The sequence below is a fragment of the Bradyrhizobium sp. Arg816 genome (assembly GCF_029989365.1).
GTDB lineage: Bacteria > Pseudomonadota > Alphaproteobacteria > Rhizobiales > Xanthobacteraceae > Bradyrhizobium.
Window position 1 is genome coordinate 320,542 of record NZ_JAPRAQ010000004.1, and the last position, 26,388, is coordinate 346,929.

The window sequence follows — 26,388 nt, forward strand, 5'->3', positions numbered from 1 at the left end:
CCGCAGGCAGGATCAAGCGCTCTCGCCCGGGTTTTCGAGGCTAAACGTCTCCGACTGCTCATCATACGCGAACAGCTCGCCATAACGTCCCCAGGACACCACGGTCCTGAGCGTCTCGTCCGCATAGTCCTCGGACATGTAGTCTTCGAGCTCGTTGCGGAACCGTGCCGCGGGAGCGGTATGGGAGGGACGTTCGTCGAGCACGCGGCGAATCAATCCCATCACCGGCACGTAAGTGACGAGATGTTCGGCGAACAGCTTCTTGCGTGCGTCGGTTTCGAGATGGGCAAATCGCTTGCCCGTGTCGGTGAGCATCAGGTCGCCTTCGCTCAGCTGGGCGAAGCGCAGAAGTTGCAGGGACTCACCGAGGTGGAGGATCTCGTCGGCCTCGAGCTGGAGCTGGCTTGCGAGCACGGGCAGGTCGGCATGTCCGTGATAGGGCGGCCCCGCCAGCGTCTCGATCAGGCCCGACAGCACGTTGGACGATACGTGGTGCAGGGTCATGCCGACACCGGAGCCCAGGATGCCTTCGACGGGGGGCGCCTTCGGTTCGGCGCGTTGGGTCATGCGCGCGTAGATGTTGTCGACGAGCTGCCGGAAATGGGGATCGAGCCGGTTGCGCGGATGCGGCATGTCGACCTTGATCTCGGCGGCGACACGCCCTGGATTGGATGAGAACACCAGGATGCGATCGCACATCAGGACCGCCTCCTCGATATTGTGCGTCACCATCAGGATTGATTTGATCGGCAACCGGCCCTCGATCCAGAGGTCGATCAGATCTGTGCGCAGCGTCTCGGCCGTGAGGACGTCGAGTGCCGAGAACGGCTCGTCCATCAGCAGGAGGTCCGGATGCACCACCAGCGCGCGGGCGAAGCCGACGCGCTGGCGCATGCCACCCGACAGTTCCTTCGGGAAGGCGGACTCAAATCCGTCAAGGCCGATCAAGTCGATCGCAGCAAGGGCGCGCTTGTGGCGCTCGGTGGCATCGACGCCCAGCGCTTCGAGTCCGAGCTCGACGTTCTGGAGCACGGTCAGCCAGGGAAACAACGCGAATGACTGGAACACCATGGCGACGCCGTTCGGTGGCCCGACGATGGTCTCGCCGCGACAGGTCGCCTGTCCCGCAGACGGGCTGACCAGGCCGGCGATGATCCGCAGCAAGGTGGACTTGCCGGAGCCGGATCGGCCGAGCAGGCCGACGATCTCGCCCGAGCGGATCGTCAGGTCGACCTTGTCCAGCACCAGGAGCTGTTCGCCACTGCCTTTCGGGAAGGATCGGCAGACGCCGCGGATGTCGATGAGCGCAGAGGGTTGATCGAGCATGATGGTCTCCTCGTCAGCCGAGCCGCAGGCGACGCTCGCCGAAGGCATAGAGCGGCCGCCAGACCAGACGATTGAACAACGTCACCAGGATGCACATCGTGGCAATTCCGAGCACTACGCGCGGGAAATCGCCGGCTTCCGTTGCGGAAGCAATATAGGCGCCGAGCCCGGTGGCCTTCAGATGCGTATCACCCCAGCTTGCGACCTCCGCGACGATCGACGCATTCCAGGAGCCGCCGGACGCGGTGATCGCGCCGGTGATGTAATAAGGAAAGATGCCGGGCAGGATCGCCTTGAACCACCACCGCCATCCCCGGAGATGGAAGCTGCCGGCTGCTTCGCGCAGATCGGTCGGAAAGGCGCTGGCGCCCGCGATCACGTTGAACAGGATGTACCATTGTGTGCCCAGGATCATCAGCGGGCTCAGCCAGATGTCTGGATTGAGCTTGAAGCTGACAATGGCGACGACAAAGACGGGGAAGGCGAGATTGGCCGGGAAGGCCGCCAGAAACTGCGCCAGCGGCTGAATCCGTTCGGCCAGTTTCGGGCGAAGGCCGATCCAGACTCCGACCGGCACCCAGACCAGCGTGGCGAGGCTGATCAGGACGGCGACGCGCAACAACGTGATGAGCCCGTCCCTGATGACGACGAGAACGTCGGACATTCCGAGACTGGCCGAGAGGTAGCGATAGGTCAGCCAAGCGGCATAGGCCGTGCCGGCGAGGATCAATGCGATCCAGACCGTATCGACGAGACGTGAGGTCTGGCCGTTGCTTGCTGCCGCGGGCGGCAGCTTCGGCAGCGGAATGCGCAGGTTCGAGATGGCGCGGCTCAGCGCCGCGAAAGGAAGGGTCAGCGCACGCAGCGCCCGGGTTCGGCGGAACAGGTCGAGCATCCAGGAGGCCGGCGTCTCGCCTGAGGCGGTCTGCTCGAAGCGGAATTTGTCGGCCCAGGCGACGATGGGGCGGAACAGCAGCTGATCATAGGCGATGATCACGAGCAGCATCGCCAGGAGGGCGTAAAGGATCGCCGGCAAATCCTGCTGCTGGATCGCCAGCGCGACATAGGAGCCGATCCCCGGCAGCGTCACCGTGGTCGTGCCGACGGTGATCGCTTCCGAGGCGACCACGAAGAACCAGCCACCCGACATCGACATCATCGCATTCCAGATCAGTCCCGGCATCGCGAACGGCACGTCGAGGCGCCAGAAGCGCTGCCAGCCGGACAAATGGAAGCTTTGCGTGGCCTCCTCGAGGTCCTTCGGCACGTTGCGCATCGACTGGTACATGCTGAACGTCATGTTCCAGGCCTGGCTGGTGAAGATCGCAAACACGGAGGCGAGCTCGGCGCCCAGCACCTGGCCCGGAAACAGATTCATGAAGAAGACGACAGTGAAGGTGAGGAAGCCGAGGATCGGCACCGACTGGAGGATATCCAGCAGCGGGATCATGACCAGCTCCGCACGCCGGCTCTTGGCGGCAATTGCAGCGTAGACGAAGGTGAAGACCGTCGAGCACACCATCGCAAGCAGCATCCGCAACGTGGTGCGCAAGGCGTAGAGCGGCAGGTTTGCCGGATCGAGCGAGACCGGCGTGCGCTCCAGCTCGGACAGCGGCCCGACGGTCTGCTTGCCGCCATAGACGATCAGCACCATGGCGCCGATGACGAGGATCAGCGCCGCGACGTCCCAGACATTGGGAAGTAGCGCCCGGCCGATCGCGCCCGTGCGGATATCTCTCGGCTTCATCGGCCCGCCCTTGGGCTGGAATTTTGGGCTAGAACTCTGCGTGCAGGCGGCCCGAGAAGATCGAGACCGGCCCGCGGTCGGCGTTATAGGCCGGGTTTGTGATCAATTGATAGTCCGCGGTCAGCGTGACGTTCTTGTTCACCGAATAGGCATAATAGGCCTCAAGGATGCGCTCCTTGCGGTAGTTGAGAGCGCCGTCGCCGATGAGAACACCGAGGCCGCCGGCGGCCAGGAAGTCGCGATAATCCTGCGAGATGGCATTGACCGCGCCGCCGATGCCGACGACGTCGTCAGGCCGGCCCCATTTCGTGCCCTTGATCGACAGTCCGCCGGCCAGGCTGCTGTTGATGTCGGTGAAGGCGAGCGTTTCGGTCTTGCCGTCGTTCCAGCTCCAGCGGCCGAACAGCCCGATATCCTCTGTGATCGCCTGCTCGAGGTTGACGACGTAGCCGACCTTGAGGCGACCGCGGCGCGTCTGCGCGATGTCGAGATTGAGCGCAGGATTGTCCAGCGTCTCGCGGAAGCTGCCCATGTTGGCGCTGTCGACCCAGCCCATGGTCCTGAGCTTGCCGGGTTGGCCGAGCAGCGAAAACCGCGTCTCCAGCTCGATCGCGTACTGACCGCGTTCCCCGACCCTGGTGTCGAAATGATTCGAATTGGACTCCGCGACCATCAGGAAATAGCCGCCGCGCAGCGCCCATTGCTTCTGGTTGAGCTCGGCGGTGACGCCATAGGTGAGACCGACCTTGTCGGCGGAATAGTCGAAGGCGCCCGGCGCCCACAGCGACCAGTTCATGAAGTCCTTGCGGGTATCCTTGGCATAGGCGTTTCCATCGAACACGTCGATCACCGCGAACTTGCCGGCCTGCACCGTGAGCCTGGACACGTCGACCTTCTGCGCAAGCTGCAACTGGCCGCTCGCGAGCTCTTCCTGCTCGCCGCCAAAGCCGAACGTCTGGCGCACGAACAGCCGCGAGGTGTTGTAATGCGGATAGGGGAAGTTCGATTTCTGCGCTTCGCCGTTGGGGAAGCCTGCCGCGCCCACCGTGTCGTTCAGCCCAAATCCCTGGAGCAGTTCGGGATTGTAGTAGACCTCGCCGCCGTCCCATAGCCGTGCGTTCAGGAACAGGCTGTTGCTCCACGTCGCCTTGGCCTGGGTTGAAGGCGAGAGCGAGTTCGTTCCGCTGTAGAGAGCGGGGAACGACGGATAGCCCTGCGGCAGATAGGTGCTCTGGCCGTGAATCTCCCAGCGATCCGATTCCGTGTCGATCAAAGAGCTCTTCGGGTCGTAGCTCGGCATGCCCGGCCAATCGACCTTGCGGTTGAGGCCGAGCCTGACCGACTGGAAGTCGAGCGATGAAGACGTGTATTGGGCGCCCGTGGAGAAGGCGACGTGGGCGCCGTCGAAGCGGCTGTAGAGATATTCGAGCCGCGCGCTCCAGTGCGGCGCGAAGCCGTATTCGATGCCAGCGCCGGCGATCCAGCCGGGCCGCGTGTTCAGGATTTTCGGTACGTCGCCCGCGACCGGCTTGTCGAAATAGCGCTCGCCCATCCACGCAAAGCCGCCGGTGGCATAGACGAGCCACGGCCCGCTGGTGTAGCCGACGCGGCCGCGCAGGCTCGCGGTATAGTCCCACTGCTGGATGACCGTGTTGGCAGGTGTCGCGAGGAAGGAAACGATCGAGTTGGAGGTGATGTAATTGGGAAACGAAAAATCGCCTTCGACGCCGACGAGCCAGCCGGAGTTGAGCCGGTAGTTGTAGCCGGCCTGCACGCCGCCGATCATGCCGCTGAAGACGCCGTTGCCGTTGATCGCGGTGCCGTCGTTCAGCGTGAAGCTGGACGAGCCACGGCTGTAGCCGGCATGCGCGCCGATATAGAGACCAGTCCAGTCATAGACCGCTTTCAGCGCCGGTGCCTTCAGCGGCAGATCGGCGGCAAAGCCTGCATCGGGAAGCATCAGCACGCCCGAGGCAATCGCCGCGGCCGTTCGCAAATACCTGTAACGGTGACCTCTCAACGTCAAAACGCACGCCCCCAAACGCGAATGTGTCCCATTCGCCGCGATATCCCTGCAGATTCGCGGCGACCCTGTCACCAAGTCTTGGTTGTTCGCGCGATCGGACCAGGCGATCCCGATTCGACGCGATTTCTTCCCAAGCCCCTGTGCTTGTTGCGAACCTTATTGCGATTAATTCGCAATAGCAACTGGCACGGAATGCCGCAGGCGATGGTTCGCACTCTTGTGTGACGGAGCTGCAACAAATTCCCGATGGCAGAAATGGGTGACCCGCCCGGGGGGACAGCCGGGCGGGTCGGGGGCACGACACGGGGTGGATGAGGCGCCCGTGTCGGACGCAGGATCCACGTGAGATCGGCCTCAGGTCCTCAAATCAGTAGCAAGTACGAACGCGGCCGACGTACTGGCCGAAGGCGTTGTACTGGGCGACCCAGCCGCAGCGGTGATAGCCGTAGTAATAGGGGTCGTTGCTGGCGGCGATCGCGGAGCCGACGACGGCGGCGGTGGCGATGCCGGCACCCACACCCCAGACCCAGCCGGGCTGCTTGGCTTCGGCCGAAGAGGTGGTGGACACGATGCTGCCGGTGACGGCGAGGGCAGCGAGCGCGACGGCGGCAATCCTGGTCTTGATCGACATGTGAAACTCCATCCGGGTTGAGGCGGTCCGTTGTGGCCCGCGTGCCCAGTTGGACGGAGGCTTGTCGCGTCCGGTTCGAATCCCGCAAGAGCGGGCGTGCAGGCCGGCTGTTTCCTGAATGATTTCAGTCGGATGCGAGCTAACCGAGAGGCCCTTTGGCGAGCCTGTTCACGTCGAAGTTATCGACCTCGGCCAGCAGCTCGCAAAAGGCGCGCGCGCCCTGATCAATCAGCTGCTCACCCTTCTCGGGGACAGCCAGCGTCGCATTGCCGATCGCGCCGCTCGTGTGGAGATCCTGCGCCTGCCAGGCGAACGGCGCGGGCCGCTGCGTCGACAGCCAGCGATATTGCTTCTCCATCGCGATGCTGCTCGCGGGAAAATCCGCGATCGCATCCTTGCGCACCTGACCTGGATAGCGTGCCAGCATGATCGACGTCTCGACGGCGCCGCCATGGATGCCGTGGCGCACCTCGTCGGCCGGGAACAGTTTGTCCGCGCCCGACAGCCGCGACCATGACGTCGTCACCACAAAGAGCTTGTGATGCGCGCGCAGATCCTGTGCGACCAGCATCATTGCCGCGCTGTTGCCGCCATGGCTGGTGATGATGACGAGCTTCTTCACGCCGCGCCGCGCGACGTCCTCGCCGATTGCGGTCCATCTCTTCAGCGCCACCTCGTTCGGCAGCGTCTGTGTGCCCGGAAAGTCGATATGCTCGGTGGAAATCCCGACCGGTTCAACGGGCAGGAACGTCGCCGGAACATTTGCGGGCAACAGCTCGCGCACGCGCGCGAGATACGCGTCCGCGATCAGCACGTCGGTCTCGAGCGGCAAATGCGGGCCGTGCTGCTCGGTCGCCGCCAGCGGCAGCACCGCGATCCAGCGCGACACGCCTGCAGGACCTGTATTGGCCCAGTTGATGTCGATCCAGTCGCGGGACGGCGTCATCAAGGTTTCTTTGCCCGAATTTGTCACGTAATTTGGGGTATCAGGGGACGCGGGCCTGGCCGGCTCGCGTCCCCGAATGTCATGCGGTTTTATCGCGTTGCCTTCACATCGGCCAGCCACGATCGACGGAGTGCCATCATGACCCCCTCTCATTTGCGGCGAGCGTTAACGGCGGGCTTGATGGCCGCTTGCGTCTCTCTTGCGCCGGCGCGTGCCGAGACGCTGGACAAGGTCACCTTCGGCACCAACTGGGTCGCCGAGGCCGAGCATGGCGGTTTCTTCCAGGCGGTCGCCGACGGCACCTACAAGAAATACGGGCTCGACGTCACCATCGTTCCCGGCGGTCCGAACGAAAACAACCGAATGCTGCTGATCGCCGGCAAGATCGATTTCTTCATGGCCGCGAACACGCTGATGTCGTTCGATGCGGTGGCGAATGGCGTCCCCGTCGTCACCATCGCAGCGGTCTTCCAGAAGGATCCGCAGGTGATGCTGACGCAGCCGGACGCCAAGGTCGCCAAGGTCGAGGATCTCAAGCCGCTGACCTTGTTCGTCTCCAAGGAGGGCATGACCAGCTACTTCCAGTGGCTGAAGTCCGAATACGGCTTCAACGAGAAGAACGTTCGTCCCTACAATTTCAATCCGCAGCCTTTCATCGCCAACCCCAAGAGCGCGATGCAGGGCTACGTCACCTCCGAGCCCTTCGCGGTGGAGAAGGCCGCCGGCTTCAAGCCGAATGTGCTGCTGCTTGCCGATTACGGCTTCAACACCTATTCGACCCTGATCGAGACGCGCCGCGACATGATCGAGAAGAAGCCGGACCTGGTGCAGCGCTTCGTCGATGCCTCCATGGTCGGCTGGTACAATTACATCTACCGCGACAATTCCGCGGGCAATGCCATGATCAAGCAGCTCAACCCGGAGATGACCGACGAGCTGCTCGCCTATTCCGTCGCCAAGATGAAGGAATACGGCATCGTCGATTCCGGCGAGTCCTTGAAGAACGGCATCGGCGCGATGAGCGACGAGCGCTACACGTCGTTCTTCAACAAGATGGTGAAGGCCGGCGTCGTGAAGGCGGATCTCGACTTCCGCAAGTCCTATACGCTGCGCTTCGTCAACAAGGGCGTCGGCGTCGAGCTGCGCCCGAGCAAGCCGTAGCGCAAGATTCATGTCATCCGCCAAAAGCTCGTCCGGGGTCGAGGCCGGCCTGACGGCTCTCGCCGTCAGCCTGCGCGGCGTGACGAAGGCGTATGACAATGGCGTCATGGCGCTCGGCCCGCTCGACCTTGCCGTTCGCAAGGGCGAGTTCATCTCGCTGCTGGGCCCGTCCGGTTGCGGCAAGTCCACTGCGCTGCGCCTGATCGCAGAGCTCAGCGCGCCATCGTCCGGCATCGTGCGGGTGGCGCGCCACGAGGGCGATGTGCTGCCGGGTCATGGCATCGGCTTCGTGTTCCAGGAGCCGACGCTGATGCCGTGGACCAGCGTGCGCGAGAATGTGCGGCTGCCCTTGAGGCTCGCAGGCGTTCCGAAGCCGGAGGCGCGCGCGCGGGCCGATGAGGCGTTGGCCAGCGTGGGTCTTGCCGATTTCGCCGATGCTTTCCCGCGCGAGCTCTCCGGCGGCATGAAGATGCGGGTGTCGCTGGCGCGTGCGCTGGTCACCGACCCTGATATCCTCCTGATGGATGAGCCGTTCGCCGCGCTCGACGAGATCACGCGCTTTCGCCTCAACAACGACCTGCTTGCGCTGTGGCGAGCCCTGGGCAAGACCGTCATCTTCGTCACCCATTCGGTGTTCGAATCCGTCTATCTGTCGCAGCGGGTCGTGGTCATGACCGCGCGGCCCGGCCGCATCCAGGCCGATATCCGCATCGAGACGGTCGAGCCGCGCGGTGAGGCGTTTCGGACCTCGGCCGCCTATTCCAATTATTGCCGGAACGTGTCGGCCGCGCTGGCGCCGTCCTATTCTGGGCGGTCGACGCTATGAACGCGCAAGCTGCCGTCACCGCAAAACCATCCGGCGCGCAACGCGCGATGCGCTTCGTGCTTCCCGTCATCGTGTTCGCAGCCGGACTCGCGGCCTGGGAACTGGTCGTCCGCATCAAGGACATCCCGCCTTACGTTCTGCCGGCGCCCTCCGTCATCTTCCTGACGCTGATCAAGGACTGGGCGGTGCTGTCACAATCGCTCGCGACCACGCTGCTGACCACGCTCGAAGGTTTTGTCGCCGCCAGCATCGGCGGCATCGCGCTGGCACTGCTGTTCAACCAGTCGAAATGGGTAGAATATTCGCTATTCCCCTATGCAATCGTCCTCCAGGTGACTCCTGTCATCGCGATTGCACCGCTGCTTCTGATCTATCTGGAGCAGCAGACCGCGGTCGTCGTCTGCGCCTTCATCGTTGCCTTTTTCCCGGTGCTGTCCAACACCACGCTCGGGCTGAATTCGGTCGATCGCAACCTCGCCGGCCTGTTCCAGCTCTATGGCGCCTCGCCGCCGCAAACCCTGCGCTTCCTGAAGCTGCCAGCGGCGCTGCCCTATATCCTCGGCGGCCTGCGCATTGCCGGCGGCCTGTCGCTGATCGGCGCGGTCGTGGCTGAGATTGCGGCCGGAACGGCCGGCGCCGGCTCCGGGCTCGCCTACAGGATCGCCGAATCCGGCTATCGATTGAACATACCCCGCATGTTCGCAGCGCTGCTGCTGTTGTCGCTGGCCGGGATTGTCATCTATGGGGTGCTGGCGCTAGTTTCCCATCTCGTTTTACGGCGCTGGCACGAGAGCGCGCTTGGAAAGGAAAACTGATGACTGCCGGTTCGATTTCGTCCGAAAAGATCGACCTTCTGATCTATGGGCCGGTGCGGCCAATTCTCGACAACGGTTTTTCCGATCATTTCGTCGTGCACAAGGCGGAGACACGGGGCGATCTCGAGCGGCTGACGCCGGCGATCCGCGAAAAAATCCGCGGCGTGGCGGTGACCTATCACACGGTGCGCGCCGACAAGGATTCGCTGTCGCAGCTGCCCAAGCTGGAGATGGTGGCGAGCTTCGGCGTCGGCTACGACCACGTCGACGCCAAATACGCGGCCGAGCACAACATCATCGTCACCAACACGCCCGACGTGCTGACCGAGGAGGTCGCCGACGTCGCGATGGGCCTTCTGATCTCCACCGTGCGTGAGTTCATCAAGGCCGACCGCTACGTCCGCTCCGGCCTCTGGCAGACGCAGAACTATCCGCTCAGCGTCGGCTCGCTGCGCGACCGCAAGGTCGGCATCGTCGGCATGGGCCGAATCGGCCAGGCCATCGCGCGCCGGCTCGATGCCTCGCTGGTGCCGGTGGTCTACCACTCCCGCAATCCGTCGAAGGACGTCTCCTACAAGCACTATCCCGATCTGATCGAGATGGCGAAGGCGGTGGACACGCTGATGGTGATCGTGCCCGGCGGCGCCTCGACCAACAAGATGATCAATGCCGAGGTGCTGAAGGCGCTCGGTCCGCGCGGCGTGCTGGTCAACGTGGCCCGCGGTTCGGTGGTCGACGAGGCGGCGCTGGTCCAGGCGCTCAAGTCCGGCACCATCCTCGCCGCCGGTCTCGACGTGTTCGCGGCCGAGCCGAGCGTGCCGGACGAGCTCAAGTCCATGCAGAACGTCGTGCTGCTGCCGCATATCGGCTCGGCGTCGGTGGTGACGCGCAACGCGATGGATCAGCTCGTGGTCGACAACCTCAAGTCCTGGTTCGCCGGCAAGGCGCCGTTGACGCCGGTTGCGGAAACGCCGTTCAAGGGGCGCTGATGAGAGGTCTTCGGGTCGTTGCATTCGCCGTCGCGGCCTGCGTGGCCGCGATCGGCATCGCGCATGCGCAGGATGCGACGACCCTGAAGAAGACGATGCCCGGGCAGTGGGAGCTCTCGACCACCGAGCGCAGCAAGACCTGCGTCGTCACGATGAAAGGCGATGCCGCGGCGCAGGGGTTCAAGCTGGAGCTGGAGCCGGCCTGCAAGACCACGCTGCCCTTTACGAAGGACATCGTCGCCTGGAGCGTCAGGGGCCTCGACATCGTTCGTTTGCAGGACGCGACCGGTGAAGCCGTGATCGACTTCACCGAGGTCGAGGCCGGCATCTTCGAAGGCCTGCGGCAGGGCGAGGGCGTCTACATCCTCCAGGACCTCGCCGCAGCCCGCTCGATGGCCAAGTCGATGGACCAGATGATCGGCGACTGGTCGATGGTGCGCGGCAACGGCCAGCCGGTGTGCGGGCTGACGCTGACCAACACGGAAGCCGGCCCGGACAATTTCCAGGTCTTCGTCAAGCCGAAATGCGATCCGGCGATTGCTCAGTTCAATCCGGCGCAATGGCGGCTCGATCGCGGCCAGATCGTCCTGATGTCGAAATCAGGCGAGGCCTGGCAGTTCGAGGCCGACGACAACGCGCAATGGCGGCGCGTCCCCGATACCGCCGATCCCCTGATCATGCTGCGGCAGTAGGCGTCCGTCCGGCCTCGCAATTTTTCCGTCGCCCATAATTTTTCATGTCGATCCGGCGTGGGCTGGATCGTCATCCCAATAGCGAGCTGATTTCGGGGCCAAACTGGCCGCGTCTCGCCTCAACAGGAGTTTTGCATGCGCTTCATGTACATCGTCACCTCCCCGAAGCACGTTTCGGCCGCGTCCCCGGCCCCGTCCCCGGCGCTGGCGGAGGCGATGCAGAGGATTTCCGAACGGGAGATCAAGGCCGGTCGGATGCTCGACACTGGGGGCCTGATGCCGCTTGCGACCGGTGCGCGGGTGTATGTCGCGGACGGCGAGCTCAGCGTCATCGACGGCCCGTTCGTGGAGGCCAAGGAGGTGATCGGCGGTTATGCCATTTTCGAATTGCGCGACAAGGACGAGGCCCTGGCGATGGCCAGGGAATTCATGCAGTTGCACCTCGACCACATGCCGGGCTGGGAAGGGACGTGCGAATTGCGGGCATTCGCTACGCCGGGCGTAGACGTGGCCTGCGAGGTCGACGCGCGTTCAGGGGCGGCAGCTCACGCCTGATGGCTGAGGCCGCTCGTCTCCGTCGGCGGCAATGACGACCGCCGACATCGATCGCGTCATCCGCGCAACCTGGCGCGTCGCGCAGCCGCGGCTGATCGCCACGCTGTCGCGCATGCTGCGGGACGTGCCGCTGGCCGAGGAATTGACCCAGGACGCACTGGTCGCAGCGCTGGAAGCGTGGCCGCTCAGCGGGGTGCCGGACAATCCCGGCGCCTGGCTGGTTGCGACGGCCAAGCGCCGCGGGCTCGATCATCTGCGCCGGGCAAAAATGCTCACCCGCAAGCAGGACCTGCTGATGCACGAGCTGATGCAGGAGCAGGACGCGATGCCGGATTTCGACGCCGCCCTCGACGACGATATCGGTGACGAATGGTTGCGGCTGATCTTCACGGCCTGTCACCCGCTGCTGCCGCGGCACGCCCGCGCGGCGCTGGCATTGCGTATGATCTGCGGCCTGACCACCGACGAGATCGCGCGCGCCTTCCTGGTCACGGAGACAACCATCGCCCAGCGCATCGTCCGCGCCAAGCGCACGCTGTCGCGGTCGGGCCTGAGCTACGAGATCCCGAGCGGCGAGGCGCTTTCGGAGCGTCTCGCCTCGGTGCTCGAGGTCGTCTATCTCATCTTTAACGAGGGGTATTTGGCCTCAGGCGGCGAGGAGTGGCTGCGGCCGCAGCTCTGCGACGAGGCCCTGCGCATGGGGCGGGTGCTGGTCGGGCTCGCGCCTCTCGAGCCCGAGGTCCACGGCCTGATGGCGCTGATGGAGCTGAACGCCGCGCGGAAGCAGGCGCGCACGGGCATCGATGGCGAGCCCATCCTGCTCATGGACCAGGACCGCAGGCTCTGGGACCGGCGCCAGATTGGCGGCGGCCTTCGCGCGCTCGATCGCGCGCGCGAGCTCGGTGGTGCCGGCCGGTTCTACACGCTGCAGGCCGCGATCGTCGCATGTCACGCGACGGCGGAGACGGCCGCTGCCACCGACTGGCGCCGCATCGCCGAGCTCTATGGCCAGCTTGCGGCGCTGGTGCGCTCGCCGGTGATCGAGCTCAACCGGGCGGTCGCGCTTGGCATGGCCGATGGGCCGCAGGCCGGTCTCGATCTCGTGGACATGATCGCGGACGAACCGGCGCTCGCGGCTTACCACCATCTCCATTCTGTCCGCGGCGACCTCCTGGAGAAGCTCGGCCGCTTCGCCGAGGCGCGACTATCGTTCGAGACCGCTGCACGTCTCGCGAACAATGCGCGCGAGCGCGTGTTGATGGAGCGGCGTGCGGCAGCTATTGCCGATGCCGACGGCTGAAGACGCAAACGGCGCTACGTCGTAGCCTTGGGCGGCGGCGCGGTGCCTTGCGCCCACTTCTCGAACTTGCCGAGCACGCCCCAGGCCGTGAGCGCGAGCGAGATCGGCATCGCGAACTGGCCGAGGCCCGGCACCGCCGATACGATCGTTCCGAGCAGTCCGGCAATACCGCCTGCATTCGGGCTCGCGGTCACCGAAGAGAGCAGCGCAGTGAGCACCGAGCCGCCGATGCCGAGTGCCGTCTTCTTGCCGTCGAGCAGCTTGCCGATGGTCTCGCCGAGCGCGCCGTTGACCTGGCCGAGCACCGGCTTGCCGTCCTTGTTGAGCAGGGTGCTGAGCAGGTCGACGACCTGCTTCAACTGATCGACGGGGGCCGGGTTGGTCGGGGTGACCTGTCCTGGCACGGGCGCCGTCTTGTTGATGAGGGAGAAGAGCCGTTCGAACAGGCTGATCGGATCGTTGGTGGCGGGCAGCGTGTTGCCCGGTGTCGTCGGTCCCGGTGTTACGCCGCCGGCTGCCGGTCGCAGCAGCTGTGCGAGGTCTTCCAGCCGCTTCAGGATCTTGGAAATATCGCCGCTCGGCACGGAGCCTCCCGCCTGCGTTGCACGCGTGAGCGCCGCGACCGTGGCCGCGTCGAGAAGCCCGGTATCCCTCAGGCCGTTCTGCTGCTGAAACTGCGAGACCGCGGCCCCGGTCTTCGGTCCGCTGATGCCGTCCTCGGCGAGCGGCGGATTGGCGCCGAGCTTGTTCAACGCCTGTTGCATCAGAGCAATCGTCGACGCCGCATCGTCCTCGGGCTCGGTGCGGTCGGCGAATTGCGGGCTACCGTCGAGGGTGATCGAGGAATCGAGCGACATCATCGCATGCAGGATCACCGCCGTGCCGAGCTGGGAATCGACGTGGTTCGGGTCGAACACGTGGTCGCGGACGAATTTGCCCGCCCTCGCCTCGGGCGGGCCGTACAGTGTCGAACCGCCATAGAGGTAGGGCGAATTGCAGCCCTTGGCGTGATAACCGAAGCCGTTGAACGCCTCGAGCCGGAACAGGATCCGCGCGATACTCCAGTCGTGGGCGCCGATGAAGTTCTCGATTCTGAACGCGTCCACGGCGCCGTCCACGAACGTGGCAAAGGGGCCGCGCCCTTTCGGAACGATGGTCGTCACGCGATGAAGCGTTTCGCCGTTGCCGAGATAGGTGTCGAAATCGAAGTTGGATTCGCGGTAATGGCAGAGCGCAACAAAGTACCAGGGCACTCCGGTCAACCGCTCGATCTGCTGATAGGTCGCCTTGCCGTTGATCGCCTTGCGCGCGACTCCATTCGCGTCGGCGAGGCGCGAAGGCCGGATCTCGAGACTGGCCCAATTCCGCTCGTACTCGCTTTTCAAACTCTCGAATGAGACCATCTTCCGCTCCCGAAAATTGATGAATTATCGAAATTTCGTGCAAGTCAGATATGGACCAGATGCCGTGATCGGGGGTGACTCCAACGTGATCTTCGGCAAATGTGGCAGGTTGCCGGCCCGGCGCATGTGAAATGGCTTACAGCTTGGGCGGGAAAATGCGCCGCAGGACCAGACCCGCGCCATCGCCGGCGGCGCCAACTGCCAGTGAGGGAACCGGCATGGTCGTTCGTCCGTTAGCATTTTAGACGATGCGGTAGGGAGCCCTGCATGGCCAAGCGCGTCCTCGCGATCGGCATCGAACCCGGCAATGCGGATTACAGCGCATTTCCGCAACTCACGCCGGAGCTCGTGCGCCATTATATCGAAGCGCAATTGCTGCGCCTGCGTGATCTCGGCTACGAGGTCACGAGCTGCCTGATCGATCTGGACGCGACCGCCGAAGCCGGCGTCACGGCCGCATTGCGTGACGAGCGCTTCGACTGCATCGTGATCGGCGCGGGGCTGCGCGAGCCGAAAGAGCGCCTGCTGCTGTTCGAGAAGGTGCTCAACCTCGTCCATTGCCTGGCGCCCGACGCCGCGATCTGCTTCAACTCCACGCCGGCGGACACCGCCGAGGCCGTGCAGCGCTGGATCGAAGCTTGACGCTGGACGGCTCCGTCCTGAATTCAAATTGCCTGTCGCCAGGGCGTTCGTTCTCGAAAACGGGATTGAATGGATCTGACGTCCGTGCAATTGTAACGTGTGTCGTGACGGGATGTTGAGCCCAGCGACATGCCGATATTTGAATTGATATTAGCGGTGGTTGCTTTCGGTCGCCGAAGCCGGAAGCCCAATGTATTTTAACCCGTGCGTTTCGATGTGATCCGAGCACGTGTCTGGATGCGGGAGCAGTTTCCGTATGGTGCGCAAGAAGCCGGCGAGCGAGACACAAGCTAGCGAGACAAAGGCCAGTGCGGGCGATGTAGGACGGGTCTTGACCAAGACTTCGATCGCGCCCGATCTGCTGGCGGTCATGGACGGCGGTGCGAAGAGGAGGACCGCAGCAAAGGCCGCTGCTGCGGAGCCCACGTTCAAGGTGATCATCGAATTCAACCGGAGCTTCTCGGGCGGGATCGGCGGCGCCCGGCTTGTCTTGCTGTGGGCCTACAGCAAGGCGCGCGGCCTGGCGGACCCCTCGGTCCAGATGAAGCTTGTTCCCGCGCTCGCGCCTGCGGCGGCCCGCTTCGATGCGTCGCTGATCGCCATGTTCGATCCGGCCGACAATATTGACATCGAGAAGTCGATGTGGACGGATAACTACGTTTTCGCAATGCTGACCAGCAAGACGATCGGCAAGCTATCGGATTGCAAGCCGGCGGATGTGAGCAGTCCCGAATCGTCGCCAGTGGCTGCGAAGCCGATTGCCCTGATCTACAAGATCTGGCGAGATCACGAGATTAAGCGTTGCGTCTACGATTCGGTACGAACGATCAAATGCGACGCGGCGTTCAACACCTTTCAAGCGAGCGGGAAGGGGATCGTCTGGGCGGTCGCCGATACGGGCATCGACGCAACTCATCCACACTTTCGATCGCTCGAAACCACCAAGCTCCCGGATGGACTCCTGCACAAGGATTTCACGAAGCAATATCCGGATTCCGATGCGTCGCAGGCCGCAGCCCTGACCGATCAGGACGGGCATGGTACACATGTCGCCGGCATCATTGCCGGTCTGACATGCCGCACGCAGGACAACCTGCCCGGGATCGAGACAGCAATTATCAAGATAAGCATCAAGGCAGAGGTGCGGGACAGCAAAGGGAACGTCAGCCCGGTCCCTACCGAGCATAAGCAGCCGATCGCGGGATTGGCGCGCGACTGCAAGCTCGTCAGTCTGAAAGTGCTCACCGATGGTCAATCGGGCGATCTCAGCAGCCTGCTGGCCGCGCTCGGATATATTCAGCGCTGCAACGACAACGGACGAAGCCTGAAGATTCACGGCGTGAATCTCAGCCTCGGCTATCCGTTCGATCCCGAATGGTTTGCAGCCGGGCAGAGCCCTCTTTGCGTCGAGGTCGACCGCCTTGTGCACTCGGGGGTCTGCGTGGTCGTCGCGGCTGGCAATGGTGGGTACGGTGTCGTCAGCGGCTATTACGGGGCGGCCGAGCGCGCGGCACACATGGGGACGATCGCAGATCCCGGCAATGCGAGTCTTGCCATTACGGTGGGGTCGACCCATCGCGACATGCCCCACACGTTCGGTGTTTCGTTCTTCTCGGCCAAGGGCCCGACCTCGGATGGCCGGATGAAGCCCGATCTGGTCGCGCCGGGCGAGCGCATCGTCTCCTGCGCTTTGATGAACAATGTTGCTGCGACCGAAGCCTTGTTCCGAGAGGATTCCGGAACCAGCATGGCCGCTCCCCACGTCTCTGGCGCGATCGCGGCCTTCCTGTCGGTCCGCAGCGAATTCCTGGGGCAGCCCGAACAGGTGAAGGAAATCTTCGTCGCGGCTGCGACCAATATAAAGCGTCGACCAGAATTCCAGGGGGCCGGCTTGCTCGATCTGCTGCGCGCTTTGCAATCCGTTTAGGGAGGACGCCTATGAGCGATGTTCCGTCGATTTGGCTGGAGTTTGACGAGAATGGTGCAATTGACGCGGGCGTCGTAGCGCAGCTCACGGCATTGCTCAGCAAGCCAGGAATCGAGGACCTGGTGGTGATGTCCCATGGCTGGAAGAACGACAGGAACGATGCGGCGAAGCTGTACGGGACGCTCTGGGCCAACGCCGTCGGCAATATGCCGGCTGGCCGCGCGGACAAGATCGTCGTCGCCGGCGTGCTGTGGCCTGCCAAGGCGTTTCAAACCGACTTCGATGCCGCCGCGATCACGGATGTGGGCACGCAAGGCACGCTTTCCGCTTCCGGAGGTGCTTCGGTCTCAGACCTGCCTCAGCAGGAGTTCGACGCGGTATTGGCGGACTTCGCCAGTTTCCTGGGCCCGTCCGCGGCGCAGACCATCGCCGCGGCGCGCACCGCTGCCCAGCACTTGAATCCCGACGCCTCGCACGATCTCGCCAAGCATGCCGCAGCAGCGGTGCAGGTGGATGCACACTCGCCCGACAAGGAACTCCGGGTTGACGCAACCCGGGTTGCGCGCGCCGCCGCAGATCGCACCGAAGCACAGTTTTTGCTCGGCAGCCTTACCACGCCTCCCGTGCTGAAGCTCGCTCCGAAGGTCGGCGGTGCCATGGGTCTCAGCAGTGCCGTGCATGGCTTGTTCACCGGCGCGCGCGCCGCTGTCGGCCGCTTCCTCAACCAGCTCACCTATTATGAGATGAAAAAGCGTGCTGGCGTCGTCGGCGTCAGCCTCACCGATAATGTTCTTCGAAAGCTCACGCCTTCGCATGCGGTTCGGCTGCATCTGGTCGGCCACAGCTTTGGCGGACGTTTGGTCACGGCGGCGGCCAATCGCTGGGATGCGGTTCCGAATCTGGAGCTATTTTCGCTCACGATCCTGCAGGGGGCCTATTCCCACAATGCCCTGTCCCATCAGGTCGCCGGAGCATTTCCGAAAGTGGTCGGCAAGCCCACAGGTCCCATCGTGTTCACGCACACCCACAACGACCTTGCGTGTACGCTTGCCTATGCGATCGCTTCGCGCTTTTCCCGTGACACCACGCAAGGCGTCGGCGATGCCAGCGACGAGTTCGGCGCGATGGGGGCAAACGGGCCGCAGAAACTCGAGCCGGGCGTGAGCGAGCCCGATAACGCCACCCAGCAGTTCGCGCCCAAGCGAGGCAAGATCAACACGTTCCTGGCCGACCAATACATCATGAAGACCGCTCAATCGGACGCCCACAACAACGTCACCAATCCGATCGTCGGGAAACTCCTGGCCAGTGTAATCCAGGCATGATCTTGCCGAGAGAGAGGCCATAGCATTTTGTACATAGTCATTCGCGAAGGTCGCGTGTCACATGCCGATATCGTTGCGGGGTGTCATCTTTGATTTCGACGGGCCGATCTTCGACGGCCGCGATGCAAGCCAAAAAGCGCTTGCAAGGACTTTCGATCGGTTTGAGGCTTCGACCGGGCGGCCCGACATTTCGGCCAATACTTTGCCGCTTTACGGTCCCAATGCGTTGATCGCGCTTGCGTACGCCGACATTCCCGCCGCGACCGCGAACCTTGCGGACATCTGCGATTTCTATCGCGAGACGCTCAAGGCCGGTGAGCGTCAGGGAAAGGTCGTCAGCGGGATTCAACTGCTGCTTCAGGATCTCAAGGCGCGCGACATCAAATGTGCAATACTCTCGTCGCGCGCGACGGCCGAACTCGTCGAACTGGTAACCCATCTCGGTCTGCACGGCTTCATGGACGAGATCTGGGGAAAAGATGCGCCGTTGGGCCAAAAGCCGGATCCTGCGGCGGTTCGGGCCCTGGCCGGAAAGTTGAGCGTGGCGCCGAATGAACTGGTCTACGTTGGCGATTCGGACCGCGACTTTGACGTCACCGCGGGCACGGGCGTCACATACTACCACGCCGCCTGGACAGGCGAGCCGAGCAGTCGGGCCTACACCGGCTGTCGTGCCTTGCTACGCAACGTTGCCGACCTTGAGGCTGTTCTGCGCGACACGCCTGCCTCGCAACTCGCGTCGCATCGGAATATGCCATCCACTCTGAAGGGCGCTATCCGTGTCGATCGCCTGGTATTCTACGCGGGCGCCGGGGTGTCCGTGCAATCCGGCATCGGTGGCTGGGATGATCATTACTTTCCAATCCTGCAACAGTTGAAAATGAGCCTGTGGGCAGGTCAAACGACATACAGCCTGCCGCAGCTGCTTCAACTGGTCGCCGCCGAATCGGCGCGGGCGCAAGATGTCTATGACCGCTTCAAGCAGAGCTTTATGCAGCGCAAGCAAAAACGGCCGAACGCCTATCATTATGCGATGATGCGGTCGGGTGCGTCCCGGATCTGGACCACCAACTACGATCAATTGTTCGAAGCCGCGCTGGCAAGCGGCAACTTCCCGCACTCCGTCGTGAGGGACGACGGCACCCTGATGGAGAACTTTGCCAACAGCCATCTGATCGTCAAGATGAACGGAGACTTCGAGCACGCCAAATACGCGATTGATCTCGAATGGGATCTCGTTTTTCTGGAGGAGCAGTTCGATCTGGCTGAACGCCACCGGCGCGAGATATGGCGCCTGTTCGAGGACGACTATCGCAGCAGCGCCATCGTGTTCGTCGGCACCTCGTTCACCGATCCGGCCTTGCGCCGCCTACTGTCCAGCGCCGCCAAGGCGGTCCCACGCACCCGTTTCTGGCACCACCTTCTGGTGAAGGCCGCCGAGCATCCTGCTGATCGGATCGTCGAGGCCATGTATGTCGAGAACATGAAGCGCATGCGCATCGAGACGCACCTGTTCAAGGAGTATTCCGACATCGAGCGCTGGGTGCGGCAGATTGCCGTGATCGCAATCAGGCCGATTGTGGGGTTCAGCGGCACCGCCAAGCAGGAGAAGGGTGTGCTGGTGCCGGATGGTGTGCTCGATGGCGGAACAATCAAGACGTCAGACATCGAGGCGCTATGTTTACGGATGGGACGGGCTCTGGTGCAGCGCGACTTCCGGGTGACGTCCGGACATGGCCCCGGCGTGGGGGTTCCCGTGGTCGAGGCGGCCTTCGAGGGAAATGCGAACGCCGCGCGATTCTATCTGCGCAGACGCGGCAGCACCCAATTCAGTCGCACCGCCCCGGCGGTGGTGGTGTCTGACGAAGGTGCCGGCCGTGCTGACGCTGATTTCGGTCGTATGCGGGAGCGATTTATCAGCGAGCTCGACATACTCGTCGCCATGGGCGGGTCGTCACGCGACGGAGGACCATCCGGGACGGAGATCGAGATCAACATGGCGCTGGAGCGGTCGATCCCGGTCGTCATTCTCAAGCAAGCGGGTGGAATCGCCGCGCAATGCAAAGCGAAGATGATGGCCAACCTGGGAGTGACGTATTCCGATCCAAAGGTGGCCAGCCTGGTCCGGAAAGTCAACGAGGAGCTCGATGCGGTCGGCCCCGCGGCATTGCCGGCCCATGTCGACAATATCCTCGTCAATCAGATCGAGGATCTGATTGCGGTCTCGATCGGCAGCGAGGGACGTCGCGCCGGGGATGACGATGGCGTTGCCAACCAGCGGAGATGGTGATGTCCGGGTCGGCACGGAATGATCTCGTTGGCATCATCGCCGATCTCAAGGACTCGTTTCGTGCCTATGCGATGCATCCGGCGTGCATCGATGTCGCCTTCATCGGAAACACCAGCGGTCAATATCCATCGACGCCCGGATTGATGGTGGATTTCGACGCCTTTGTTTTCGTCGCGGAGATGAATCGCGCTGCCGGTCAGCCCCTTGCCGAGCTGCGCGAAAGATGGACCGACATCTGCAACGCGCGAGCGGTCGATTTCGAGCTGCGCATTGTCGAAGGACCCTACAAGCCGCCGGTTGCGGTTCTGCATCGGCCGGTCTTCGTGGTTCATCTCGGTGTTTTCACCGAGGCTATATATCTCGCCGCGCCGCCGCTCAAGCGCTGGGCGTGGCGAAAATACATCTGCGAGCGCGAGCCGGGACGTTTGGCCCGAATGGCACCCCCACGGCCGACGCTTGCGGAGTTCGTCACTGGCCCCAAGGGGCTGCGCAAGCGATGCGCGGCGATTGAGGCCGGTTCCGTGGAGATGACGGAATGGCTGCTGCCCGACTTGCAAACCAGATCCTTCCTCATCACCCAGGATGAAGCCAACTTCGTCGAATGTTGCTTCGCCTATGCAGCCAATACGGCGCGAAATCACGCCCGGACGCTGGGCTTGGGTGAAGCCGACCAGCTTGCAAATACCGAGTTCTTCTCCTGGTACGACGAAACGGTCTTTCGTTCTCCCGAGCTTGTCGATCTGATGAACGACAAGGCCGCCTGCAGAGATCGAGGCTTCGTCGTGGAGATCGCGCATACGCGTAGCCTCGCCCTTCGCTACATGAGGACGTTGGAGCAGCATCTGACCCCATGTGGTTAGGCGGCATTCTTCCGCGGGCAAAGGCGGCTCACCCGTCCATTGGCGATTGTTCTGGTTTGAATGGCCCGCGGCGGCTATGATGACCGGTCCTCGGATAGGAGAATCACAGATGCTTCGAGCCGCTGGAATCGCTGCATGTCTGACGGTCGCGATGGCGATGCCGGCGCATGAGGTCGCGGCTCAGGATGCCATCGGCGGCGCGATCATCGGCGGTGTCGGCGGGGCGATTCTCGGCGGCGCGATCGGCGGCGGACGCGGCGCCGCAATCGGCGCGGTCGTCGGTGCCGGCACGGGCGCTGCGATCGCCTCCGAGGGCGAGCGCCGCCGCTCCGGCTACTACGCCTATCAGCGCGGCTGCTACATGCAGCGTCCCGACGGCTATTACGTCCGGGTCAGCCAACGCTATTGCTATTGATCGATCAGCCGCTGGCGTCGCAGGATCGATGGCGGCCGGCATTCGATTGGACGCGGAGGGGTGAGTATCGGCCGGCGAGCCGCTCTCCCGAGCCGGTGGTTCGCATGAGCATCCGATCTCGCATATGCCGGTGGCTGATCGCCGCGATCGTGGCCGGCGATCTCGTCGGAGCCGGGGCTGCCCGGGCGCAGCAGATTCCAGCCGACGAACCCGCGTTTACCGCTTTCGTGGCCGAGCGCATCCGCGCCGAGATTCGTGACACCCCGGTCGTGATCAAGGGACCGCTGACGCTGTCGGTCGGCCCTCTGCAAACCAACCTCGACCGCATCTACGCCTTCTGCAAGGCCAATACCGGCGGCTGCGCCAGGGAGATCGGCGCCTATGTCAGCGGCGTCAAGGCAACGGCGAGCAGCCGGAACGATCCGCCGACCCGAGCAGCCCTTCGCGTGGTCGTGCGCTCGGCGGATTACATGCGGCAGGCGCTTCGGGAGGTCGACGCGCGCGGCCCGGCGCTGACGCGGCCCCTGGCGGAGGGGCTGGTGATCGTCCCGGTGCTGGATTCGCCGCGCGCGGTCAGGGTGTTCAACGACAGGGATCGTGCCGCGCTCGCCTTGACGCAGGACCAGGTCTTCGACGTCGCCATCGCCAATCTGCGCAGCAGCGTGAAGCCGCTCACGACGGTCGCAAAAGCGGTCCCGTCAGGACAATTCGGCACGCTGACGGGGGATTATTATCAGACCAGCCGGCTCGCGCTGGTCGACAGCTGGGCGCCGCTCGCGCAAGCCCAGGGCGGTGTCCTGATCGTCGCGGCGCCGTCGGCCGATCTCGTGCTCTATGCAAGCGAAGACAGTAGCGCCGCGCTCGACGCGCTGCGGACGCTGACGAAGAACCTCATGGCGCGCGCGCCGAAGCCGCTGTCCGGCACGCTGCTGCGCTGGACGCCGAAGGGGTGGCAGCTCGTCCGGTGAGGTGCTCTCTCGGGCGGCCGCTCTGCTCAACTCTTGCCGGCTTCCCCCGGCATGATCTGGAGCAGCGGCTCCGGTTGGATCGAGATCTGGCCGGCGAACGGCCGGTCGTGCGCGGCGATGAGCAGGACGGAGGTGGCGACGCCGGTGGCGAACAGGCCCATCGCGATCGCCGATCCCAGCCGGTTGTCGCAATGAACGAGGCCGATCACCAGCAGCGCGCAGGCCGCCTGAAGATACAGGCACCACCATTTGACCGGGTTCACCGCGGCGAGGCTGACGATGATCCGCTGCCGCCGCGCATCCAGCGCCTGCTCCAGCGCGGCGATGAGCTCGCGCTGGACATTCGCCTGCCCCGGGCCTTGCGGCGTCATCGCGACGACGATCTGCAGGGCTTCGGCGAGCGGCGGCGGCGTCACCTTCAGCGAGGCCTCCTGATGCGCCATCATCGGCCATTCCACCGCGACGGCCTGCCCGACATAGTCGCGGACGAGACCGCGCAGCCTCGCATCCTGCTCCGCCGGCAGGCCGGCCGCCAGCAGCACGGCGCTGCGCAGCGCGCTGGCCTCGCGGCTCACCGCGGCGCTGGCGCGGTCGCTGTCGCCCCAGACCTGCGCCGCGATGAAGGCCACGAACAGGCCGAAGATGATGCCGAGCACCGGCAGCATGCCCGGCGAGATCGCCTTCAGCGACTTCGCGCGCTCCTCCGTCGCGACAAGCGCGATACCCGCGAAGATGGCCGCGGCCAGGAGATAGGTGAATCCGAAGATCACCAGCGCCATCACGGGCACGGGCAGATTGTGCAGCCAGTCGCTCATGCCGCTGTTGTCACTTGATTCGAAGCCTTAGATCAACCGCATCCGCGCAGGCCGGCGTGGCCGCTCTTGCCGACGACGAACCACGATACAGCCCGGAATTGTCGTCATTTGAGCTGCGCGCAACAATTGGCACGGCGCGGCTGCGGCGCGATCAAGGGAGACGGAATGAGGACCTTTGAGAATTTCTCGCTCCGGTCTACGGCTGGTTTACCGAGGGCTTCGACACTCGTGACCTGAGTGGAGCAAAGGCGTTGTTGGAGGCGTTCGCGACGCCGTAAGTGGAAATAGCGCCCGCTTGCTCATTTCGTAAACGGGCGCCGTCTTCCATTACAACGATGCTAGTTCCTTGCTTCTTTGGGTGCTGGCGGATTCTGCGGAATAATGGTGTGGGCCTTGGTCTTGGCAATATAGCCGCGCGCGCCTCGTCGAGATGCAGAAACAGCTATTTCTGATCCAGACGAACAGCGCTGAAATCCCGGAAGCGGATAGCAACGTCAGCAGTTCTGACGGAGCTAGTGATCGGGTCAGTGGCTTAGGCGACTGGCAGCACGAAGACCGCCGCCCGAGGCCAAGCTGAACGGTCTCAGAGAGCCGCTCCAAAGAGAGCCCCGACCGTACCAGCCGGGGCTCCAGGCCAGATCCGCGCGGCCGGGAGAGCAAGCCGCGCAATTTCGGAGTATGCCTGAGTCGATGCTGCCTCCTGTGATGGAAGTGCGGCGGTCCACAGGAAAGGCTGCTCAAAGCAATCCGCTCGCCACGAACCTGCAACGAGTGGCCGCCACCGCGTAACAAGTGAGGTGAACTCCAGAACGCCACTGCCGCGCCACCAAATCGCCTAACGACTCAACGACGCATGTTGCATCGGGCCGGGGCGATGCGCATGGGTGGTGTAGTGATGCGCAATTGGTCCAATGTTTATGTGACTGCGTCCGTGAGCGGACTGATGGTCACGATGCTTTTGCTTGGCGCGATCCTCGCTCGAAATGTCGGACTGGCGGAGAAGAAAGGCAACCGGGTCATCGCTGTGCCAGCACACAGCGAGGCCCGCACCCAGACGACTTCTGAGAACGGTGGCGGAGCCACGGTAGATTTTGGTGTCGCGGACCTTAGAGGGTCGCTGCCGTAAGGAAGTGATCATCGGCCCGCCCTGCCGAGCTCGCTGAGAGACTGGCCTGTCATCTTGCCTAGCCGAGGCGATTGGTAAGGTCCGCTTTAGCCCCCAAGAGGCGACGTCGTTTAGATCAGCTTCAGTCCCCTCAGGCTGGCATGCCCGCTTCTGCCCACGATGATGTGATCGTGCACGGCAATTCCCAGCGGCTTGGCGATGTCGATGATCGCTTTCGTCATCTGGATGTCGGCCTGCGAGGGCGAGGGATCGCCTGAGGGGTGGTTGTGCACCAGGATCAGCGCGGTCGCGGAAAGCTCGAGCGCGCGCTTGATGACCTCGCGCGGATAGACCGGGGTGTGGTCGACCGTGCCGGTCTGCTGCACTTCGTCGGCGATGAGCTGGTTGCGCTTGTCGAGGAAGAGCAGGCGGAATTGCTCCTTGTCGGCAAAGGCCATGCTGGAGCGGCAATAATCGATCACCTCGTTCCAGGACGACAGCGCGTTGCGGCTGTTGACCTCGCCCTTGGCGACGCGGTGCGTTGCCGCGGCGATCAGCTTGAGCTGGTGGATCGCGGCTTCGCCGATGCCGTCGACCTCGCGCAGGCGCGCCACCGGGGCATGGACGACCTCGGCGAACGAGCCAAAGGTCTTGATCAGCGCCTTCGCCAGCGGCTTGGTGTCGCGCCGCGGCAGCGCCGGAAACAGCGCCATCTCCAGCAGCTCATAGTCGCTGAGGGCGTCGGCGCCGGCGCTGTAGAAGCGCTCGCGCAGCCGCTCGCGATGGCCGAGATAGTGCGGCGCGTCCTCGGGCTTGGCCTTGTCGTGGTCGGTCTTGGCGGGCATCAGGCCTAACCATGCCGTACGGCGCGCGTTTTGCAACCACGAAGTGTCTGGCCCCGGGCTTACCAATCCGGCCATGCCTTTTTCGCCATGCGTTTTTCGGCGCGCTCTGGCTAACAGAGTTCGCGCATCGGCAACGCCGGGAGCCGGTCAGGATGTTGCCGGCCCAGATTCCCGGCGCCGTCCACGGTCGGGGCGAATGAGCCGTCGGAAAAAAATTCACGCCAGCTGTCTTCGTCCTCCTGCCTCGTTCGTCTCAGCGCTGTTGGCCGGTCGAGTGGCCAGCCGATCTTCCGCAACAGGAGAACATCAATGTCCCGGACCAGACCTGAGCCGTCGCGTCGTGCCTTCGTTGCCACCGGCCTCGGAGCCGGCGTCTTGCTCGCCGCGCAGGCGGCGCCGTCCCACAGCCAGACCAGGAGCGCAAAAATGGAAGCGACCATTCGCACCGGCAGCGACGTCACGACCCTCGTCAACGTCTTCACGGTCGAGCCGGACAACCAGCACAAGCTGGTGCAACTCCTGAAGGAAGGCACCGAGACCTTCTTCAGCAAGCAGCCCGGGTTCATCTCGTCCAGCGTCCACGCCAGCAAGGAGGGCCGGCGTGCGATCAACTACTCGCAATGGGCAAGCGCAGGGGACATCGAGAATTTTCGCCGGGATCCGCGATTTGCGCCGTACATCCAGAGCCTTGCGGCGCTGTCGAAGGCCGAGACGATCCTGTGCGAGGTCGTCGAGGTCAATCACGCCTGATCTGCAACGGCGACTCGGGGGCGATCCCA

Annotated in this window: 24 protein-coding genes; 16 read left to right on the plus strand and 8 right to left on the minus strand. The window is 63.7% G+C overall.

What is annotated here, in order from left to right; all coding sequences use genetic code 11:
- Positions 1 to 12 precede the first annotated feature (12 nt).
- The 5 genes from OWC48_RS12990 to OWC48_RS13010 all read right to left on the minus strand — a co-directional run bounded on the left by OWC48_RS12990 (position 13) and on the right by OWC48_RS13010 (position 6,676).
- The gene (locus OWC48_RS12990; protein WP_282520341.1) at positions 13 to 1,326 is read right to left on the minus strand and encodes an AAA-associated domain-containing protein; all 1,314 of its coding nucleotides are present in this window, start codon (positions 1,324 to 1,326) and stop codon (positions 13 to 15) included.
- A gap of 13 nt (positions 1,327 to 1,339) precedes the next feature.
- Complete coding sequence (locus tag OWC48_RS12995; protein ID WP_282520342.1) at positions 1,340 to 3,073, minus strand: ABC transporter permease subunit; 1,734 nt, start codon at positions 3,071 to 3,073, stop codon at positions 1,340 to 1,342.
- 28 nt (positions 3,074 to 3,101) lie between these two features.
- Complete coding sequence (locus tag OWC48_RS13000; protein WP_282520343.1) at positions 3,102 to 5,033, minus strand: carbohydrate porin; 1,932 nt, start codon at positions 5,031 to 5,033, stop codon at positions 3,102 to 3,104.
- A gap of 433 nt (positions 5,034 to 5,466) precedes the next feature.
- Positions 5,467 to 5,730 carry a hypothetical protein gene (locus OWC48_RS13005; protein WP_063980696.1) on the minus strand — a complete coding sequence of 88 codons (264 nt, stop codon included), beginning with the start codon at positions 5,728 to 5,730 and terminating at the stop codon, positions 5,467 to 5,469.
- A 139-nt stretch (positions 5,731 to 5,869) separates the two neighbouring features.
- Positions 5,870 to 6,676: a creatininase family protein gene (locus OWC48_RS13010; RefSeq protein ID WP_282520344.1), complete on the minus strand. Its 807-nt coding sequence runs from the start codon at positions 6,674 to 6,676 to the stop codon at positions 5,870 to 5,872.
- A 138-nt stretch (positions 6,677 to 6,814) separates the two neighbouring features.
- Between OWC48_RS13010 and OWC48_RS13015 the strand changes: the two genes are divergently transcribed.
- The 7 genes from OWC48_RS13015 (at position 6,815) to OWC48_RS13045 (ending at position 13,014) form a co-directional block, all read left to right on the plus strand.
- The gene (locus OWC48_RS13015) at positions 6,815 to 7,837 is read left to right on the plus strand and encodes an ABC transporter substrate-binding protein (protein WP_282520345.1); all 1,023 of its coding nucleotides are present in this window, start codon (positions 6,815 to 6,817) and stop codon (positions 7,835 to 7,837) included.
- Positions 7,838 to 7,847: 10 nt separating this feature from the next.
- On the plus strand, positions 7,848 to 8,663 hold the full coding sequence (locus OWC48_RS13020; RefSeq protein WP_282520346.1) for an ABC transporter ATP-binding protein: 816 nt from the start codon (positions 7,848 to 7,850) through the stop codon (positions 8,661 to 8,663).
- Positions 8,660 to 9,478 (plus strand): ABC transporter permease, encoded by an 819-nt coding sequence (locus OWC48_RS13025; RefSeq protein WP_038942786.1) that lies wholly within the window; start codon positions 8,660 to 8,662, stop codon positions 9,476 to 9,478. The genes OWC48_RS13020 and OWC48_RS13025 overlap by 4 nt, the downstream gene beginning before the upstream one ends.
- Positions 9,478 to 10,467 (plus strand): 2-hydroxyacid dehydrogenase, encoded by a 990-nt coding sequence (locus OWC48_RS13030; RefSeq protein ID WP_282520347.1) that lies wholly within the window; start codon positions 9,478 to 9,480, stop codon positions 10,465 to 10,467. Before OWC48_RS13025 ends, OWC48_RS13030 begins: the two co-directional genes overlap by 1 nt.
- On the plus strand, positions 10,467 to 11,159 hold the full coding sequence (locus tag OWC48_RS13035) for an AprI/Inh family metalloprotease inhibitor (RefSeq protein WP_282520348.1): 693 nt from the start codon (positions 10,467 to 10,469) through the stop codon (positions 11,157 to 11,159). The genes OWC48_RS13030 and OWC48_RS13035 overlap by 1 nt, the downstream gene beginning before the upstream one ends.
- Positions 11,160 to 11,294: 135 nt before the next feature.
- Positions 11,295 to 11,714: a YciI family protein gene (locus OWC48_RS13040; RefSeq protein WP_282520349.1), complete on the plus strand. Its 420-nt coding sequence runs from the start codon at positions 11,295 to 11,297 to the stop codon at positions 11,712 to 11,714.
- A 31-nt stretch (positions 11,715 to 11,745) separates the two neighbouring features.
- On the plus strand, positions 11,746 to 13,014 hold the full coding sequence (locus OWC48_RS13045; RefSeq protein WP_282520350.1) for an RNA polymerase sigma factor: 1,269 nt from the start codon (positions 11,746 to 11,748) through the stop codon (positions 13,012 to 13,014).
- A 14-nt stretch (positions 13,015 to 13,028) separates the two neighbouring features.
- Here OWC48_RS13045 and OWC48_RS13050 read toward each other — a convergent pair whose 3' ends face one another.
- A complete protein-coding gene (locus OWC48_RS13050; RefSeq protein WP_282520351.1) occupies positions 13,029 to 14,417 on the minus strand; it encodes a peptidoglycan-binding protein in 1,389 nt (462 codons plus the stop codon).
- Between the two features lie 267 nt (positions 14,418 to 14,684).
- Here OWC48_RS13050 and OWC48_RS13055 point away from each other — a divergent pair, with 267 nt between their 5' ends.
- From OWC48_RS13055 to OWC48_RS13085, 7 genes are all read left to right on the plus strand, one after another.
- Entirely contained in the window at positions 14,685 to 15,059 is a 375-nt protein-coding gene (locus OWC48_RS13055; RefSeq protein WP_282520352.1) for a hypothetical protein, read from the plus strand.
- Positions 15,060 to 15,315: 256 nt separating this feature from the next.
- Positions 15,316 to 16,986 carry a S8 family peptidase gene (locus OWC48_RS13060; RefSeq protein ID WP_282520353.1) on the plus strand — a complete coding sequence of 557 codons (1,671 nt, stop codon included), beginning with the start codon at positions 15,316 to 15,318 and terminating at the stop codon, positions 16,984 to 16,986.
- An 11-nt stretch (positions 16,987 to 16,997) separates the two neighbouring features.
- A complete protein-coding gene (locus OWC48_RS13065) occupies positions 16,998 to 18,311 on the plus strand; it encodes a hypothetical protein (protein WP_282520354.1) in 1,314 nt (437 codons plus the stop codon).
- A 61-nt stretch (positions 18,312 to 18,372) separates the two neighbouring features.
- Positions 18,373 to 20,601, plus strand: a complete 2,229-nt coding sequence (locus OWC48_RS13070) for an HAD hydrolase-like protein (protein WP_282520355.1) — start codon at positions 18,373 to 18,375, stop codon at positions 20,599 to 20,601.
- A 143-nt stretch (positions 20,602 to 20,744) separates the two neighbouring features.
- Entirely contained in the window at positions 20,745 to 21,461 is a 717-nt protein-coding gene (locus OWC48_RS13075; protein ID WP_282520356.1) for a hypothetical protein, read from the plus strand.
- Positions 21,462 to 21,537: 76 nt separating this feature from the next.
- Positions 21,538 to 21,876, plus strand: a complete 339-nt coding sequence (locus OWC48_RS13080; protein ID WP_404979737.1) for a glycine zipper domain-containing protein — start codon at positions 21,538 to 21,540, stop codon at positions 21,874 to 21,876.
- A 104-nt stretch (positions 21,877 to 21,980) separates the two neighbouring features.
- Entirely contained in the window at positions 21,981 to 22,844 is an 864-nt protein-coding gene (locus tag OWC48_RS13085) for a hypothetical protein (protein WP_282520358.1), read from the plus strand.
- A 26-nt stretch (positions 22,845 to 22,870) separates the two neighbouring features.
- Here the strand turns inward: OWC48_RS13085 and OWC48_RS13090 are convergent, their stop codons facing one another.
- A complete protein-coding gene (locus tag OWC48_RS13090) occupies positions 22,871 to 23,659 on the minus strand; it encodes a DUF4239 domain-containing protein (RefSeq protein WP_282520359.1) in 789 nt (262 codons plus the stop codon).
- An 853-nt stretch (positions 23,660 to 24,512) separates the two neighbouring features.
- Here OWC48_RS13090 and OWC48_RS13095 point away from each other — a divergent pair.
- Positions 24,513 to 24,785 (plus strand): hypothetical protein, encoded by a 273-nt coding sequence (locus OWC48_RS13095; RefSeq protein ID WP_282520360.1) that lies wholly within the window; start codon positions 24,513 to 24,515, stop codon positions 24,783 to 24,785.
- Positions 24,786 to 24,895: 110 nt separating this feature from the next.
- On the opposite strand, the gene radC is transcribed toward OWC48_RS13095, so the two are convergent.
- Positions 24,896 to 25,609, minus strand: coding sequence for a DNA repair protein RadC (radC, locus tag OWC48_RS13100; protein ID WP_282520361.1), 714 nt, complete (start codon positions 25,607 to 25,609; stop codon positions 24,896 to 24,898).
- Between the two features lie 309 nt (positions 25,610 to 25,918).
- Between radC and OWC48_RS13105 the strand changes: the two genes are divergently transcribed.
- Entirely contained in the window at positions 25,919 to 26,359 is a 441-nt protein-coding gene (locus OWC48_RS13105) for an antibiotic biosynthesis monooxygenase (RefSeq protein WP_282520362.1), read from the plus strand.
- Positions 26,360 to 26,388: the final 29 nt, after the last annotated feature.

What these genes read in the sequence shown, in the direction of transcription:
- OWC48_RS12990 (WP_282520341.1), bottom strand. Translation starts at nt 1,326, where the DNA reads ATGCTCGATCAACCCTCTGCGCTCATCGACATCCGCGGCGTCTGCCGA.
- OWC48_RS12995 (WP_282520342.1), bottom strand. Translation starts at nt 3,073, where the DNA reads ATGAAGCCGAGAGATATCCGCACGGGCGCGATCGGCCGGGCGCTACTT.
- OWC48_RS13000 (WP_282520343.1), bottom strand. Translation starts at nt 5,033, where the DNA reads ATGCTTCCCGATGCAGGCTTTGCCGCCGATCTGCCGCTGAAGGCACCG.
- OWC48_RS13005 (WP_063980696.1), bottom strand. Translation starts at nt 5,730, where the DNA reads ATGTCGATCAAGACCAGGATTGCCGCCGTCGCGCTCGCTGCCCTCGCC.
- OWC48_RS13010 (WP_282520344.1), bottom strand. Translation starts at nt 6,676, where the DNA reads ATGACGCCGTCCCGCGACTGGATCGACATCAACTGGGCCAATACAGGT.
- OWC48_RS13015 (WP_282520345.1), top strand. Translation starts at nt 6,815, where the DNA reads ATGACCCCCTCTCATTTGCGGCGAGCGTTAACGGCGGGCTTGATGGCC.
- OWC48_RS13020 (WP_282520346.1), top strand. Translation starts at nt 7,848, where the DNA reads ATGTCATCCGCCAAAAGCTCGTCCGGGGTCGAGGCCGGCCTGACGGCT.
- OWC48_RS13025 (WP_038942786.1), top strand. Translation starts at nt 8,660, where the DNA reads ATGAACGCGCAAGCTGCCGTCACCGCAAAACCATCCGGCGCGCAACGC.
- OWC48_RS13030 (WP_282520347.1), top strand. Translation starts at nt 9,478, where the DNA reads ATGACTGCCGGTTCGATTTCGTCCGAAAAGATCGACCTTCTGATCTAT.
- OWC48_RS13035 (WP_282520348.1), top strand. Translation starts at nt 10,467, where the DNA reads ATGAGAGGTCTTCGGGTCGTTGCATTCGCCGTCGCGGCCTGCGTGGCC.
- OWC48_RS13040 (WP_282520349.1), top strand. Translation starts at nt 11,295, where the DNA reads ATGCGCTTCATGTACATCGTCACCTCCCCGAAGCACGTTTCGGCCGCG.
- OWC48_RS13045 (WP_282520350.1), top strand. Translation starts at nt 11,746, where the DNA reads ATGACGACCGCCGACATCGATCGCGTCATCCGCGCAACCTGGCGCGTC.
- OWC48_RS13050 (WP_282520351.1), bottom strand. Translation starts at nt 14,417, where the DNA reads ATGGTCTCATTCGAGAGTTTGAAAAGCGAGTACGAGCGGAATTGGGCC.
- OWC48_RS13055 (WP_282520352.1), top strand. Translation starts at nt 14,685, where the DNA reads ATGGCCAAGCGCGTCCTCGCGATCGGCATCGAACCCGGCAATGCGGAT.
- OWC48_RS13060 (WP_282520353.1), top strand. Translation starts at nt 15,316, where the DNA reads ATGGTGCGCAAGAAGCCGGCGAGCGAGACACAAGCTAGCGAGACAAAG.
- OWC48_RS13065 (WP_282520354.1), top strand. Translation starts at nt 16,998, where the DNA reads ATGAGCGATGTTCCGTCGATTTGGCTGGAGTTTGACGAGAATGGTGCA.
- OWC48_RS13070 (WP_282520355.1), top strand. Translation starts at nt 18,373, where the DNA reads ATGCCGATATCGTTGCGGGGTGTCATCTTTGATTTCGACGGGCCGATC.
- OWC48_RS13075 (WP_282520356.1), top strand. Translation starts at nt 20,745, where the DNA reads ATGGTGGATTTCGACGCCTTTGTTTTCGTCGCGGAGATGAATCGCGCT.
- OWC48_RS13080 (WP_404979737.1), top strand. Translation starts at nt 21,538, where the DNA reads ATGATGACCGGTCCTCGGATAGGAGAATCACAGATGCTTCGAGCCGCT.
- OWC48_RS13085 (WP_282520358.1), top strand. Translation starts at nt 21,981, where the DNA reads ATGAGCATCCGATCTCGCATATGCCGGTGGCTGATCGCCGCGATCGTG.
- OWC48_RS13090 (WP_282520359.1), bottom strand. Translation starts at nt 23,659, where the DNA reads ATGAGCGACTGGCTGCACAATCTGCCCGTGCCCGTGATGGCGCTGGTG.
- OWC48_RS13095 (WP_282520360.1), top strand. Translation starts at nt 24,513, where the DNA reads ATGTTGCATCGGGCCGGGGCGATGCGCATGGGTGGTGTAGTGATGCGC.
- radC (WP_282520361.1), bottom strand. Translation starts at nt 25,609, where the DNA reads ATGCCCGCCAAGACCGACCACGACAAGGCCAAGCCCGAGGACGCGCCG.
- OWC48_RS13105 (WP_282520362.1), top strand. Translation starts at nt 25,919, where the DNA reads ATGTCCCGGACCAGACCTGAGCCGTCGCGTCGTGCCTTCGTTGCCACC.